14 protein-coding genes and 1 pseudogene are annotated in these 15,457 nt (G+C 39.8%); 11 read left to right on the forward strand and 4 right to left on the reverse strand.

All coding sequences use genetic code 11. From position 1 onward, the window contains the following. From BLR37_RS25465 to BLR37_RS24555, 9 genes and pseudogenes are all read left to right on the forward strand, one after another. Positions 1–283, forward strand: a pseudogene (locus BLR37_RS25465) (hypothetical protein); the annotation flags it as partial. 171 nt (positions 284–454) lie between these two features. Next, positions 455–2,068 carry a sulfatase family protein gene (locus BLR37_RS24520; protein WP_090773299.1) on the forward strand — a complete coding sequence of 538 codons (1,614 nt, stop codon included), beginning with the start codon at positions 455–457 and terminating at the stop codon, positions 2,066–2,068. A gap of 289 nt (positions 2,069–2,357) precedes the next feature. Continuing rightward, positions 2,358–3,485: an SGNH/GDSL hydrolase family protein gene (locus tag BLR37_RS24525; RefSeq protein ID WP_090773301.1), complete on the forward strand. Its 1,128-nt coding sequence runs from the start codon at positions 2,358–2,360 to the stop codon at positions 3,483–3,485. A 6-nt stretch (positions 3,486–3,491) separates the two neighbouring features. Continuing rightward, the gene (locus tag BLR37_RS24530; protein WP_090773303.1) at positions 3,492–4,283 is read left to right on the forward strand and encodes a glycoside hydrolase family 16 protein; all 792 of its coding nucleotides are present in this window, start codon (positions 3,492–3,494) and stop codon (positions 4,281–4,283) included. Positions 4,284–4,412: 129 nt separating this feature from the next. Then, positions 4,413–6,647, forward strand: a complete 2,235-nt coding sequence (locus BLR37_RS24535) for an alpha-L-fucosidase (RefSeq protein WP_090773305.1) — start codon at positions 4,413–4,415, stop codon at positions 6,645–6,647. Between the two features lie 74 nt (positions 6,648–6,721). Then, the gene (locus BLR37_RS24540) at positions 6,722–6,943 is read left to right on the forward strand and encodes a hypothetical protein (RefSeq protein WP_090773307.1); all 222 of its coding nucleotides are present in this window, start codon (positions 6,722–6,724) and stop codon (positions 6,941–6,943) included. A gap of 75 nt (positions 6,944–7,018) precedes the next feature. Then, positions 7,019–7,330 carry a DUF3467 domain-containing protein gene (locus BLR37_RS24545; protein ID WP_029279713.1) on the forward strand — a complete coding sequence of 104 codons (312 nt, stop codon included), beginning with the start codon at positions 7,019–7,021 and terminating at the stop codon, positions 7,328–7,330. Positions 7,331–7,406: 76 nt separating this feature from the next. After that, positions 7,407–8,630 carry an OmpP1/FadL family transporter gene (locus tag BLR37_RS24550; protein ID WP_090773309.1) on the forward strand — a complete coding sequence of 408 codons (1,224 nt, stop codon included), beginning with the start codon at positions 7,407–7,409 and terminating at the stop codon, positions 8,628–8,630. Positions 8,631–8,642: 12 nt separating this feature from the next. Continuing rightward, the gene (locus tag BLR37_RS24555) at positions 8,643–9,932 is read left to right on the forward strand and encodes an SGNH/GDSL hydrolase family protein (protein ID WP_090773311.1); all 1,290 of its coding nucleotides are present in this window, start codon (positions 8,643–8,645) and stop codon (positions 9,930–9,932) included. Between the two features lie 135 nt (positions 9,933–10,067). On the opposite strand, the gene miaA is transcribed toward BLR37_RS24555, so the two are convergent. The 4 genes from miaA to BLR37_RS24575 all read right to left on the reverse strand — a co-directional run bounded on the left by miaA (position 10,068) and on the right by BLR37_RS24575 (position 13,905). Beyond that, positions 10,068–11,009, reverse strand: coding sequence for a tRNA (adenosine(37)-N6)-dimethylallyltransferase MiaA (gene miaA / locus BLR37_RS24560; RefSeq protein WP_090773314.1), 942 nt, complete (start codon positions 11,007–11,009; stop codon positions 10,068–10,070). A 69-nt stretch (positions 11,010–11,078) separates the two neighbouring features. Next, positions 11,079–11,729: an IS1096 element passenger TnpR family protein gene (locus BLR37_RS24565; RefSeq protein ID WP_090773316.1), complete on the reverse strand. Its 651-nt coding sequence runs from the start codon at positions 11,727–11,729 to the stop codon at positions 11,079–11,081. 102 nt (positions 11,730–11,831) lie between these two features. Next, positions 11,832–13,235 carry a CCA tRNA nucleotidyltransferase gene (locus BLR37_RS24570; RefSeq protein ID WP_090773318.1) on the reverse strand — a complete coding sequence of 468 codons (1,404 nt, stop codon included), beginning with the start codon at positions 13,233–13,235 and terminating at the stop codon, positions 11,832–11,834. Positions 13,236–13,338: 103 nt separating this feature from the next. Further along, a complete protein-coding gene (locus tag BLR37_RS24575; RefSeq protein ID WP_039482071.1) occupies positions 13,339–13,905 on the reverse strand; it encodes an L-threonylcarbamoyladenylate synthase in 567 nt (188 codons plus the stop codon). A gap of 94 nt (positions 13,906–13,999) precedes the next feature. Here BLR37_RS24575 and BLR37_RS24580 point away from each other — a divergent pair, with 94 nt between their 5' ends. Both BLR37_RS24580 and BLR37_RS24585 read left to right on the forward strand, forming a co-directional pair. Then, positions 14,000–14,758 carry a GLPGLI family protein gene (locus BLR37_RS24580; protein ID WP_167356677.1) on the forward strand — a complete coding sequence of 253 codons (759 nt, stop codon included), beginning with the start codon at positions 14,000–14,002 and terminating at the stop codon, positions 14,756–14,758. Between the two features lie 136 nt (positions 14,759–14,894). Beyond that, positions 14,895–15,452 (forward strand): DUF4136 domain-containing protein, encoded by a 558-nt coding sequence (locus BLR37_RS24585; RefSeq protein ID WP_090773322.1) that lies wholly within the window; start codon positions 14,895–14,897, stop codon positions 15,450–15,452. The last annotated feature ends 5 nt before the right edge of the window (positions 15,453–15,457 follow it).

Here is a 15,457-nt window from a genome sequence, read left to right on the forward strand (position 1 = left end):
GGGATACATGGAAAAACTGGACGAATTGATGAGAACCAGGCTGCGTATTGTTCTTTGGAAACAATGGAAGAGTATAACGGGCAGAGCGAGGAATCTGATGAAGGTGGGCGTAGTGAAATCAAGGGCTTATCAGCTGGCCAATACCCGCAAGGGATATTGCAGGACTGCAAACAGCCCGACACTACGTACGACACTTAACAAGAAGTTCTTTATGAGGCTTGGGCTTGACGGATTTGGTAATTATTACTACTGGAAAACAACACACCAAACGAAGTTATTCTAACAAACCGCCGTATACCGAACGGTACGTACGGTGGTGTGAGGAGACAGCAGGGGAATTAATTCCCTGCTTCTTACTCGATCCGGCCGAATTGGATTTATCAAATTATCCATTACAAAAAGAGATTATATTTGTATAGTTTCACTTTGCAGTAAATTACGATTATCCCATCCTATGAAGAAAATTCTAGTACTGTTGCTCCTGTGCATTCATACAATTGCCTTTGCACAACATAAGCAACCCAATATTATTTTTATCCTGTCTGATGATCATGCCTATCAGGCCATTGGTGCTTATGGTAATAAATTAATCAGTACACCCAATATAGACCGTCTGGCAAAATCAGGCGCCTTGTTTAATAATGCAATTGTATCCAACGCCATTTGCGGACCAAGTCGTGCGGCATTTATTACCGGGCAATACAGTCATAAAAATGGTTACAAGGTTAACGATGGGGTTTTGGATACCAATCAACGTTTTTTACCTGAAATTTTAAGTCAAAATGGCTATCAAACCGCCTGGATTGGGAAATGGCATTTAGGCAGCTTGCCCAAAGGTTTCGATTACTGGAATGTGATGCCAGTTCAGGGGCACTACTTTAACCCCGATTTTATTAACCAAAAGAACGATACCCTGTTGTATCACGGTTACGTAACAGAGGTGATTACCGAACTCACCAAAAAATATTTAAAAGACAGAAACCCCGATAAACCTTTTTTCCTGGTGGTAGGCGAGAAGGCCACACACAGAGAATGGCTTCCCGATTTACAAGACCTTGGTGCTTACGATTCGGTTAAGTTTCCTTTACCTGCAACCTTTTATGATGATTACAAAGGAAGAACAGCTGCTGCCAAACAGTTAATGAGCGTTGGAGATGTGCTGACACTTAAAACCGATTTAAAAATCAATCAGCCTTTTGGCGAAAAACAAAAAGTAAATAACCAACCTGCGAAACCTGCTGTTAAAGGTAAAGAGATCGAAGAATCGATGATGCGCTATTATCAGCAAGGCGAGTACGCGCGGATGGATAGCGTGCAGAGCAAGGCATACCGGAATTATTATGGTCAACTTGCTAAAGAATTTGCGCAACTGAATTTAACAGGCAATGCGTTAAAAGAATGGAAATTTCAGCGGTACATGAAAGATTATTATGCCACAGCTAAATCTTTGGACCGAAATATTGGCGAAATATTAGATTACCTGGATAAAAATGGATTGAGCGAAAATACCATTGTGATTTATGCATCCGATCAGGGTTTTTACCTGGGCGAACATGGCTGGTTTGATAAAAGGTTTATTTATGAAGAATCGCTTCGTACGCCATTCATCATCCGGATGCCGCAACTACCGGCACTTAAGGACAAAAAAATAAACCAGATCATCTCCAATGTAGATTGGGCGCCAACCATCCTTGATTTTTCGGGCATCGCAAAACCTGACTTTATGCAAGGCAAATCTTTCCTGCCGGTGTTAAAGAATCCGCAAATTAAAAACTGGTCAAAAGATGGCGCTTATTACCATTATTACGAATACCCAGGCCCCCACTACGTATCGCCGCATTTTGGCATCCGCACAGATGATTATGTGCTGGTTCGCTTTTATAAAGGCACCGAAGCCTGGGAATTATACGATTTGAAGAAGGATCCCAGCGAGTTAAATAATATTATCAACGATAAACATTATAGCACAATCAAAACCGAACTTAAAAAGAAACTGAATAAACTAATTGTTGCTTACGATGATCAGGAAGCTTTAAAAGTTTTTAACCAGGCTTTACAGGTCAATTAACCATTGTTTTTTGTTTTACACAATAACAAAGCTCCTTAAAAAGGGGCTTTTTTTGTTGTTACAGGAACTATCCGTTTTGTTACAATCTATCAACCGTTTGCGTAGGCGCTGGTTATCAATTCTTTAATTTTATTGTATTTCGTTTAATTAACTTAGTCAACACAAGTTTATTTAGCGTCTTATTGCCGATTAGTATGTTCCTTGTTGGGTAATTTTTAGATTATTATTTATAACGCTAAACTGCTTGCCCATTAACTATTAACCAAATTTTAGATCCTGAACCAGATATATGAGATCCATTATTTTTTTAGTTTTGCTGACTGCCTTCATGATGCTGAACCAGACCACGTATGCCCAAACTGATGCCGGTTTGAAGTGGTTTAACCCCAGGTTAAGTACCGCTGTTACTGTAAAAGGCAAAGCCTGGCAGAATACCGATAGTACCAATTATTATAACCGTTTGCCGATGGCAGCAGAAAAAGAGGTACGCAAAGAGGTCTGGAACTTAGCTAAGAACACTGCTGGCGAGTACATCGATTTTACTACCAACGCGAAAAAAATTATAGTAAAATATCAACTTGCCGGAACCAAGAGTTTAGATAACATGCCAACATTAGGTGTGAGCGGAGTAGACTTATATGCCCAAGACACTGAAAATAAATGGCACTGGATTAAAGCTGCTTACAGCTATAAAGATACAGTTACGTACAGCTATGACAATTTTAATACCACCGTATCAATCAAAAAGTTTCGTTTATACCTGCCACTCTACAATACCCCAAAATGGTTAAAAATAGGTGTAGCGGCTAATGCTGATTTTGTAGCTGAAAATGTAGACGACCAACCTGTGCTGGTGTTTTATGGCACTTCGATTATGCAGGGTGCAAGCGCCAGCAGACCGGGAATGGCCTGGCTTAATATTTTAGGCCAACAGTTAAATCAACCTGTAATTAACCTGGGCTTTTCGGGCAATGGAAGATTAGAAACACCACTTGTCGATTTAATGAACCAGACCAATGCCAGGCTTTTTGTGCTCGATTGTCAGCCAAATCTGCATGATAAAAATGTTTATCCAGCCGAAGAAATTGAAAAGCGAATAATCAGTTCCGTACAAAGTTTAAAGGCAAAGCACCCAAATATCCCGGTTTTATTGGTTGAGCACAGCTCCGGTTTACCATCAGTTAATCTCGATTCGGCACTTACCGGCAGATACATCTGGACTTCCCAAATACTGAATAATACTTACCAAAAACTAAGGAAATCGGGTATAAAGGGGCTTTACCTTTTAACAGCAAAAGAAATTGGCTTTACCGACGATAGCACCATTGATGGCACCCATCCAAATGATTTGGGGATGAAGCAATATGCAGATGCCTATGAAAAAATAATCAGGAAAATTTTAAGCACAAAAAGATAATTTAAGATGAAAAAAATGAGCTGGCTGGCTTTGTTGCTGGTTTTGTTGTATTCGTGTTCGGTTAATAAGGCTTATCGTGGTCGTACTTCGTGGACAGAAGATTTTAATCAAAAAGGTACTTTCGATAGTCAATATTGGTCTAAAATACCACGGGGTGGGGCAGACTGGAACAGGCACATGAGCAATAACGATACTTGTTATGCCTTACGTGATGGTAAAATGATCCTCAGGGGAATAAAAAATAATGATTTAGCTAAGGATACTTCCCGGTATTTAACTGGTGGTATTTATACAAAAGATAAAAAGACTTTTGGTTTTGGCCGTTTAGAAATTAAGGCAAAACTAAATGGTGCAAAGGGTGCCTGGCCTGCTTTTTGGATGCTGGCCGAAAATAGCAAATGGCCTGATGGTGGCGAGATCGATATTATGGAACGTTTAAATTTCGACTCCATTGCCTATCAAACCATTCATACCTATTATACGCTTACACTCAAAATAAAAGATAAACCCAAATCTGGCGGTATTGCTAAGATTAATCCTGCCGAATTTAATACCTATGCCGTGGAGAAATATCCCGACAGTTTGGTATTCTTCGTTAATAACAGGAAAACTTTTACCTACCCCAAAATAGCTACTACCGCACAAGGACAGTTTCCCTTTGGTGTAAACCATTACCTGCTGCTCGATATGCAACTGGGCGGAAGCTGGGTAGGCAAAATAAAAGATGCTGATTTGCCAGTTGAAATGGAAATTGATTGGGTTAAGTTTTATCCTTTTAAAGAAAACCTTAATAAATAGGAGTTAACTGCCAGGATAATTTTATACGGAGAAATGTTAATATGAATTAATAAGTAGCTAACTAAGTTTATGAATTAACCTGAACCAAACGATAATTTTAAACACACAAACGATACACACAAAACATCAATGAAACGAATATTGATTACATCGGCTATTGTAGGAGCATTTACGGTTCATGCACTTGCCCAAAGCAACACTATCAATTTGCAAAATACCATTGCAATTGAACCAACCGATAGTAAAGCGGCCATTATAGCTAAAGCCAGCCACGTAGTACCAACACCCAACCAGTTAAGTGCTTTAAAAAACGAATTTATTGCATTTATCCACTTCGGACCCAATACTTTTACCCGGATGGAATGGGGAAATGGCAAAGAAGACCCTAAAATTTTTGATCTGAAAGAGCTGCATACCGACCAATGGTGCCAGGCCATGAAGGCTGCAGGAATGAAAATGGTATTGTTAACTGTAAAACACCATGATGGTTTCGTACTTTGGCAAAGTCGCTATACTAAACACGGTATCATGTCGAGCGGTTTTGAAGATGGCAAGGGCGATATTTTGAAAGATCTTTCGGCTTCCTGTAAGAAATATGGCTTAAAACTAGGCATTTATTTATCTCCGGCTGATTTATTCCAAATGGAAGATGCAGCAGGTTTATATGGCAACCTAAGCAAAACTACTACACGCACTATTCCCAGGGCGGTACCAGGAAGACCGTTTGCCAATCAGACAAAATTTCAATTCAATGTTGATGATTATAACGAATATTTCCTAAACCAGCTATTCGAGGTGTTAACTGAGTATGGGCCAATTGATGAAGTTTGGTTTGATGGCGCACACCCTAAAACAAAAGGAGGACAGCAGTACAATTATCTGGCCTGGAAAAAACTGATCCATACTTTGGCTCCTAAAGCAGTAATTTTTGGTCGTGAAGATATCCGCTGGTGTGGTAACGAAGCCGGAGGAACACGTATTACAGAGTGGAATGTACTTCCTTATCCTGAAAACCCGGATATGGCCACGCATTTTCCAGATCTTACTGATAAAGATCTGGGCAGTGATGAGCAATTGTACAAGGCCAAATACTTACACTACCAACAGGCTGAAACCAATACCTCTATCAGAGAAGGCTGGTTTTACAGAGATGATGATAAACAAAAAGTACGCAGCGCCGACGATGTTTTCGATATTTACGAACGTTCGGTAGGTGGAAATTCGACCTTTTTGCTCAATATACCACCAAACCGGAATGGAAAATTTTCGGATGAAGATGTAAAGGTGCTGAATGAAGTAGGCAAACGTATTAATGAAACTTATGGTAAAAATCTGTTTGCCGGAGCAAAAGGGGCTAAGCAGGTGTTGGATAACAATTTGAATACGCATGTTTTACTTAATAAGCAACAAAAAAGTATCGAAATTACCACCGTTAAGCCGGTTACAGTAAACCGGATTGTAATACATGAAGATATTGCCAGCCACAGCGAGCGCGTAAGGCAGCACCAGCTACAAGCCTGGATTGGTAACAAATGGCAGAAAATTGCCGAAGCTACCAATATTGGATATAAACGTATCCTGCGTTTTCCTGAAATTACCACTTCGAAATTTAGGCTAACAGTACTTTCGTCAAGAGAAAATCCAGCAATTGCTACCATTTCGGCGCATTATTACCGCACACATCCACCACAATTGCAGTATACCAGGGATGCAAACGGTTTAACTACCATTTCTCCTAAAATGCACGAGTTTGGCTGGAAACCACATGGCGAAAATGCAACGGCTAATCTGAATAAAGGAGTAGCAATTTATTATACCACCAATGGTAGTGTACCCAATGCAAGCTCCAATAAATATACTGGCCCTGTGCAGATTGCAAAAGGCGAGGTTAAAGCAATAGCAATCATCAAAAATGAAAAAGGGGCCATAGCTTCTGAGACTTTTGGGATAGTGAAAAAAGATTGGAAATTATTAGCTGCCGACAGCGAAATGAACAGACGTACCGCAGGCATGGCTTTCGATGCCAATAAACAGAGCTATTGGCTATCAGCTTCAAACGATGCTGAACACAAAATAGCATTAGATTTAGGTAACAGCTATAACTTAACCGGATTTATCTATACGCCGCCTGCCCAATTTTTAGACGGTATGATGGAAAAAGGGGGGATCCAAATTAGCAACGATGGCCAAACCTGGGCTGATGCTGAAACATTTGAGTTCGGGAACTTAATTAACGACCCTACACCAAGGACACACTATTTTAAAAAGGCAATTTCGGCCAAATATATACAGGTAAAAGCTACGCTTATTGCCGGAGGTAAAAAAGCGCTGGCCATTGCAGAGTTAGATTTTTTAGCGAAATAAATGAGCTGAAATGACATTGTTACTGAATTTTTTATTTGGAATAGATTTTGTAGATTTAATAAAAAATAAGTGCAATGAGCATTACAGAAATTCAACTTTTTCAGATACGTCAAGTGAAAGCTGAATTTGAAAATAAACGGGAAATTTTAGCTACGAAAGAAGATATAGCCAACACAAAAGAATATATCTTGCAAGTTAAATCGGAGCTTTCTAAATCGATCTATTTAGTTGGGCTTGTTCAGTTTCTAGCCATCGTAGGTGCTGTTATTGGCATCATTAACTTTATGCTGAAGTAACGAGGATCGCAAGTTTTTAATATTATATTTTAAATTCCGCCATTAAGCAGCGGAATTTTTTATTTTTGAGCTATTATGGAAGAACAACAAAACGAAAACCAGTTAAATATAGAGTTATCAGAAGAAATTGCTGAGGGGATTTTTTCTAACCTGGCCATTATTACGCATTCCAATACCGAATTTGTATTGGATTTTATCCGTGTAATGCCTGGTATTCCTAAAGCAAAGGTAAAATCGCGCATTATTTTAACCCCCGAACATGCAAAACGCTTATTATCAGCATTAGAAGATAATATACAGAAATTCGAAGCAGTGAATGGCCGCATTAAAACCCAGGAAGAGCCGCCATTCCCGATGGGTTTCGGAGGACCTACTGCTCAGGCCTAAGTATATTAAGATTCTTACAAACAAATGTTTGTTTGCTATGTTAGCATAATATATATTTGTGCTACAACCATCTATAATGAAAAAAATCTTATTGAGCGTATTACTTTCTGCCCCATTATGGGTTCTGGGGCAGGGCTTTCAGGTTAATTTACAAGGTCAGAAGCAAATTGGTATGGCAGGTGCAGGTTCTGCATTGGCTTTAGACGAGGCTTCTGTGTTTTATAATCCCGGAGCAGTAACTTTCTTAGAGAAAAACTCAGTTTCAGCAGGCGTAAACCCATTGTTGTTTAAATCAGCGTTTAAACAGGCAGGATCGGATATCACCGAAAATGTAAAGAACAAAATTGCTCCACCTTTCGAATTTTATGCCGTTTGGGGACCAAAATCCAACAAATGGAAACTGGGCTTAGGGGTTTATACACCCTTTGGCGGTTTGGTAGATTGGGGCGATAACTGGTCGGGTAAGTATGCTTTAACTTCTTTGAATTTAAAAGCCATTTATTTTCAACCTACGCTGAGTATTAAAATAACCGATCGCATTGGTATTGGTGCAGGCTTTGTTTATAACCATGGAGATGTAAATCTGCAACGCGCACTTCCTGTTAATTTCCCTGATGGCCGCTCCGGACATGCTACTTTAGAAGGCACCGGAAAAGGTTATGGCTGGAATGCCGGTTTGTACATCAAAACACTTAGCAATATTTCGTTTGCTTTGGTACATAAATCGAAGGTTATTACCAAACTCGATGGCGGTTCGGCCGAATTTGACGTGCCAAAATCGTTAACAGGTTCTTTCCCGGCAGGCAATACTTTTAATGCCGAGTTGCCTTTACCGGCAACTACCAGCTTAGGGGTAGGTATTCCGCTATCGCAAAGCACAGTTTTAGCGTTTGATGCGAGCTGGGTACAATGGCATATTTATCAGGATTTATCATTTGATTATGTAACCAATACACCAGCATTGGCCGATACTAAATCTGCCCGTAATTACCGCGATGGTTCATCGTTTAAATTAGGGATTAACCACCAGGCTTCAGAAAAACTGGCGCTAAGGGCAGGTGTGGGCTATGCCTTCTCTCCGGTTCAGGATGGTTATGTAACACCCGAAGCACCTGATGCCGACCGTTATATTTTAAGTGCGGGTTTAAGTTATACCCCTACCAGCCATTTCGAAGTAAATGCTTCTTTTTTCTTCGAAGATGTGAAATCGCGTAAGCAAAAGAACATTGAAACTGGCTTAGACGGTACATTTAAGACACTGGTTTATGCGCCAGGTATTTCGTTAACTTATAAATGGTAGGAGAGATTATAAATGAAAAGATATATATTAAATAGTTTCATTGCTGCTGCCATCCTTTTTACAGCAGCCTGTAAACCCGAAATAGAAACACCTGCAGGTTCAACCGCAGGACAAGCTAATTTTAGCAAATATATTGCTATCGGTAACTCATTAACTTCAGGGTATGCCGATGGCGGATTGTACCTGGAAGGGCAAAAAGTGGCTTACCCGAACTTAATCGCAGCTAAAATGGCCACAGTGGGTGGAGGTGCCTTTACCTCACCTTTTTTTACTGAGGAGCATTCAAATGGTTCAGGCTATCTTGCTTTAACTGCACTCGTTAATGGTACACCAACACTAACACCTGTTGCAGATAAACTGGCTTACAGAGATGCAGCAAAACATCTGGATAAATACAGTGGTGAAGTTCAAAACCTGGGTATTCCGGGTATGCGTCTCGATTTATCTTTCGACCCGACTTTAACTTTCAGTGCTGCTAACCCTTTCTTTGAGCGTTTACTGACTGATGCACAGGTAGGCAAAACCAATTATTTCCAGTTTATCCAGAGCAGGAATCATACCTTTTTCTCGCTTTGGCTGGGTAATAATGATGTGTTGGGTTATGCATTAAATGGTGCTGTTGCTGTTACCGGCGATCCAACAACCACGTTAACCGATAAAGTTACTTTTGCATCATTGTACACCAATATGTTGAATGCTTTAACCGCAAATGGTCAAAAAGGTATTGTAGCTACCATTCCGGATGTAACGGCTATTCCTTATTTTAACACCGTAACGGTACCAGCTTTACTGGCCGCGGCAAAAGCCATTAATCCGGCTGCAACAGCAGTATACATCCAAACCGGAACTGGTACAGTTAGGGCAGCAACTGCCGAAGATTTAATTCGTTTACCTTTCCAATCTGCTGGCTTATTCGGTCAGGGAGCTATTCCTTATGGTTTACATCCACTAAATCCAATTGCCAACAACTGGGTGTTGGATAAAGACGAAGTAGTTAAAGTTAAAGACTATGTAAACAGTTACAACAGCAGCATTAAATCGTTAGCTACCAGCAAAGGTTTGGCTATTGCAGATACCTATAATTATTTTAATCAGGTTAAAACTGGTTTGAATATTCAGGGAGTAGGTATTAATGCCGCATTTATTACAGGTGGTGCCTTTTCTTTAGATGGAATCCATTTAACCCCACGCGGAAATGCCGTAATTGCCAATGTATTTATCGAGGCAATTAATGCCAAATATGGTGCTACTATTCCTACGGTTGATATTACCCAGTATAGGGGAGTGAAGTTTCCGAATTAATTTAGGGGATTACACAGAGAAAAAGGCTATCTTCTAATAGATTGTTATCCTGAGCCTGTCGAAGGACTTGTCTAAACATCGTAAAGCGTTTCGACAAGCTCAACGTGACAAACTCATTTAGACTTTCTTTATAAGTTAGCCTTTTTTGTTAATCAGTTTTTCGTTTATCAACTGAAGCACTTTCTCCTTTTCATCAGGCTCAAACCAGTTAATTTCCTCGTCTCTTCTAAACCAGGTAAGCTGGCGTTTCGCAAAACGGCGGGTATTTTGCTTAATGGCTGCTATGGCTTCCTCCAAAGAAATTGTTCCGTCTAAATAGTCGAAAATTTCGCTGTAGCCGACTGTGTTGAGTGCGTTGTACTTCCTGAAATCTACTAGGCCCTTCACTTCATTTAAAAGCCCCATATTTATCATTTGATCAACCCTGCGGTTAATCCTATCGTACAAAACAGCCCTGTCGGTATTTAGCCCAATTTTAATAATGTTAAATGGCCGTTCTTTTTTAGTGGCCGAGAGCATAGCAGAAAGTTTTTGTCCGGTTGATAAAAACACTTCGAGTCCTCTGATCATGCGCTGCGGATTTTGCTGATCTACCTTTGCATAATATTCAGGATCAAGCGCTGCCAGTTGTTCCTGGATAGCTGTAATGCCTTCCGCTTCAAATTGTTTATTCAGTTTTTCGCGGATGGCCAGATCAATTTCGGGCATTTCGTCTAAACCGTTAATTAAGGCATTGATATAAAGGCCCGAACCGCCAACCATAATAGCTATGTCGTGATTTTCGAAAATCTGATCCAGTACTTGTAAACCTTCAACTTCAAAATCACCAGTGCTAAACAGTTGAGCAATCGAATGTGAGTTGATGAAATGATGTTTAGCTGCGGCTAGTTCCGTTGCGTCGGGCTTGGCGGTACCAATTTCCATCTCCCTGAAAAACTGGCGCGAATCGGCAGAAATAATCTCGGTACCAAAATGTTGCGCCAGCTGAATAGCCAAAGCAGTTTTACCAATTGCAGTAGGGCCTACAACAGCGATTAAAGTTTTAGTTTTTTGATTGGAGCTACTTGCGGCAGTCATCATGTTATTAAATGAAAAAGTCAGATGTAATACACCTGACTTAATATGAATTAGATTTTATTGCTAGGATTAATAGTCATCTTTGTGGCTATCGTCATCGTAATTGTCGTTGTCAGAAAATTCATCTCCAAATTCGTCCTCTTCGTTTTCTTCATCTTCATCGCGTTCTTCTTCGTTAATACCCATATCACCCATGGCTTCCAATTCGTCGGTATCTTCGGGTACAAAATTCATTTCATTTAAGAAATCGAATTCACCTGCAGCAGCACCAGCGGCTAAACCCGGATCGGCAACAGGAGCATTGCTGCTTTCGAAAATTTTAGGCGCTTCGCCGGTACTTTTGGCTAAAAACGGATATTCGATATTCGGATCGGCATCTAAAATAATTTTAACCAGTTCCACGTGAAAATCGTACGGACGATCGAAATTATAGATGTAATAAAATTTTTGGTGTGGATCTTCGATAAAACCGCTTAATTTCGAATTTTCCATTAAAACTACACGGTCTTTTTTACGCTCGCTTGGTAAATAGGCAATTTCATCGCCCTTTAACCAATTGTCGGTACTTACATAAAAAGACGAAGATTTTTCGGCATTGTAACCTGTAGATCTGTGAATAGCCTTGTGCAGGTCTTCAAATGTCTGATTTGATTTAATGTCGATCTCTCTCACAACATCATCATAATCTTCGAAAGTAATTCTAAATTTATAAATAGCCATTATTGTATTTTGGAACCGTAAAAATAAAGTTAATTTGTATTACCACAAAACATCAAACGTTACAAAACAAGGTAAGGGGGGATGATTTGGGCAATTAAATGATTATTTAACAGGATTTAATCCCATTTGTTTTGCCTGATTTAGCATAAAGTTGAACGCTTCGTTGTAGTCGTTTGTGATTTCGCCCTCCAGTATGGCTTCGCGGATTGCATTTTTAATTAACCCTACTTCTTTACCGGCGCTTAGTCCAAAAGTTTCCATAATATCGTTACCTGTAATGGGAGGCTGCCAGTTTCTGATTTTATCGCGTTCTTCTACATCTTTGAGCTTTTGTTTAACCAGTTCAAAGTTGTTGCGGTATTTGGTTTTTTTGTACTCGTTTTTGGTGGTTACATCGGCATTGCACAACAACATCAGGCTTTCTATTTCCTCTCCGGCATCGAAAAGCAATCTTCTTACAGCAGAATCGGTAACGGTTTCCTGGGCCAGTACAATAGGACGTAAATGCAGCTGAACGAGTTTTTGCACATACTTCATCTTTTCATTTAAAGGAAGTTTTAACTGTGCAAAGATTTTGGGCACCATGCGTGCACCCCTGTCTTCGTGACCATGAAAGGTCCAGCCGTGGCCTTCTTCAAAACGTTTGGTAGCTGGTTTGGCAATATCGTGTAAAATAGCAGCCCAGCGCAGCCATAAGTCATCGGTATCGGCGCAGATATTGTCCAACACTTCCAGGGTATGGTAAAAATTATCTTTATGGCCTTTGCCTTTTATAATTTCCACTCCATAAAGCTGTGCCATTTGTGGGAAAATGATCTGCAGTAAGCCGGTATTAAAAAGGTGTTTAAAACCGATAGAAGGTTTTGGCGACAAAATGATTTTATTCATTTCGTCGGTTATCCTTTCTTTAGATACAATGCTGATGCGCTGTTTCTGCGATTTGATAGCATTTATGGCGGCCTCATCTATACTGAAGTTAAGCTGTGTGGCAAAACGGATGGCACGCATCATGCGCAGGGGATCATCTGAAAACGTAATTTCCGGATCAAGCGGGGTACGGATCAGCTTGTTTTCCAGATCTTGCATACCGTTAAAAGGATCGAGCAGCTCGCCAAAATTACCGGCATTCAGGTTAATGGCCAGGGCATTGATGGTAAAATCGCGACGGAGCTGATCGTCGGATAAAGTGCCGTCTTCAACTATAGGCTTACGCGAATCAGACCGGTAAGATTCTTTTCTGGCCCCAACAAATTCTACTTCTAAATCCTGGTATTTAATGTTGGCAGTACCAAAGTTTTTAAATACCGCCACTTTGGTGTTTAATTTTCTGCCTACAGCCTCGGCATACTCAATGCCACTGCCTACTACTACCACATCAATGTCTTTTGATGGCCGGTTTAAAAAGATATCGCGAACAAAACCGCCAATAACATAAGCTTCGGTATTGTGCTTATCGGCTATTGATGATAAGGTTTTAAAAATCGGGTTTTGTAGGTGTTGCTGCATGCAGTTGATAATAGTTATCAACCCAAAGCCCGGAAAATATAAGGCATATAGCCGGCATTTTCAGGTATGGGTATGATGGTAATGAATTACAAAAGTAATAAAATTACTTTCTAATAAACTCAAACTGGCCGGAAGGCCCCAGTTTAACAATGGTTGACGGTTTTTTATTAGTCCGGTTTTCCTGTTCAAAGTCTACCACATAATCAACTGCCTCCAGTATCTCGGGAGCAATGTCATCAAAGAATTTAGGTGAAGGCTGCCCGCTTAAATTGGCTGAAGTAGAAACAATCGGTTTTCTGAAACGTTGGATGAGTGGGGTACAGAAATCGTGTTTTGCGATCCTGATGCCTACGCTTCCATCTGCATTAATCACATTTGGCGCCAGGTTTTTTGCCCCCGAAAAAATTACGGTTAAAGGGTTTTCTGCATATTCAATCAGATCGTAGGCAACATCTGGTATTTCGGTAACATAACTTTGCAGTTTGCTATCTACATCCAATAAAACAATCAGGCTCTTTTCAGCCGGACGGTTTTTGATTTTCAATACTTTATCAACCGCTTCGGGATTGCTGGCATCGCAGCCTAGGCCCCAGATGGTATCGGTTGGATACAGGATAACCCCGCCTGATTTCAAAACTTCTAAAGCCTTATTAATTTCGTCTCTAAGCATGCTGCAAAGGTATTTATAAATAGGAAGTTAAATTATGTTAATGTTTATTTTTTTTAAGCCTGCAATATTTAGTTTTACAGAAACGCTTAACGAAATGAAAAAAATATATGTTCTGGTTCTTTTGTGTGTATGCTCCAGCATGGTTTTTGCACAACAGAAAGTTATTTTTCACTACAAATTTATCCATAATCTTAAAGGTAGGACCGGGGGAGGTTTACTTGATCAGTTTTATCAGAACGGACAATCTTTAGAAATGCCTAAAACCGATCAGGTTTTTAAAGGTGATACGATTAATGAAGGACCGAATAAGACAAAAGTATATTTAAATGGTGATAACAAACGCCTGCCATTCATTTTAAAAACACCGGCAAGTAAAAGCCTTATTTATGCTGAGCGAATTTGGATAAAGCCTACTGTAATGGTTGTTGACACCTTTAATAATTTCAAATGGAGAATTTCAAAAGAGACTAAAAATATAGGTGATGTGAATTGTACAAAGGCTGAAACTTATTTTAGAGGACGTAATTATGTGGCTTGGTTTAAAAAAGACAATAATTTTCGTACAGGTCCGTGGAAATTTGGTGGCTTGCCGGGAATTATATATGAGGTAAGCGATGCTGAAGGAGTATTTAATTATGTTTTAGAAAGTTTGGAGTTCGTGGATAAATTTCCGGTAGAATTGAAATTGCCCGAAGCTTATAAAGATGATCTCATGATTACGCATAGTGATTTTATTAATAAATGGAAAACCATAAAAGAGGAAGCGGAAAAAAATAACGATAAAGTAGGGCACACCTTCACGGGATCGACAAGGCAAATTAACTTTGTTGCTCCATTACAAGAGTTGTATTAATTTTGTAAATATTCTCCTACGTATTTTCGTGATATGCTGTAGAAATCAAATGGATTTGTAAAATTTATATCAATCGTAACCTTTTCATTTTAAAATTGTTATATTTATTACAGGTTATTTACATAAAAAACGCACGATGAAAACAGTTCAAAAATTATTAATGCTTTTTACAGTGGTATTGGCATTAGCCGGATGTAGCACACTCCGCACCGCATCCGATTACGATAAAAACGTAGATTTAAACAGTTACAAAACTTATAATTTTTACGATAAAGGCATAGCAAGGGTTAAATTAAATAACCTCGACAAGCGCCGTTTAATGGCTGCAGTTGAAGCCGAAATGAATGCCAAAGGATTTACCAAAGCCGATAAACCCGATTTATTGGTGAACCTGGTTGTAGTTGCCAGAGAAAAAACTGACGTTTATGGTCCCGCCTACTACGGTGGATGGGGTTGGGGCGGCGGCTGGGGCTGGCGCGGAGGTTGGGGCTGGGGAGGTCCGAACTACGTAAACCAATACATAGAAGGTACCATCATTATCGATTTCTTAGATCCTGCTAAAAAGATTTTATTCTGGCATGGACAGGGAAGTGGTTTTAACTTAGATAATTTTAGCAAACGCGAACAACGCCTGTATACCGGTGTTAAAGAAATATTGGCACAATACCCACCAAATGTGGTAGCCGCAAGGTAAGCCTT

The sequence above is a fragment of the Pedobacter soli genome, from assembly GCF_900101435.1.
GTDB lineage: Bacteria > Bacteroidota > Bacteroidia > Sphingobacteriales > Sphingobacteriaceae > Pedobacter > Pedobacter soli.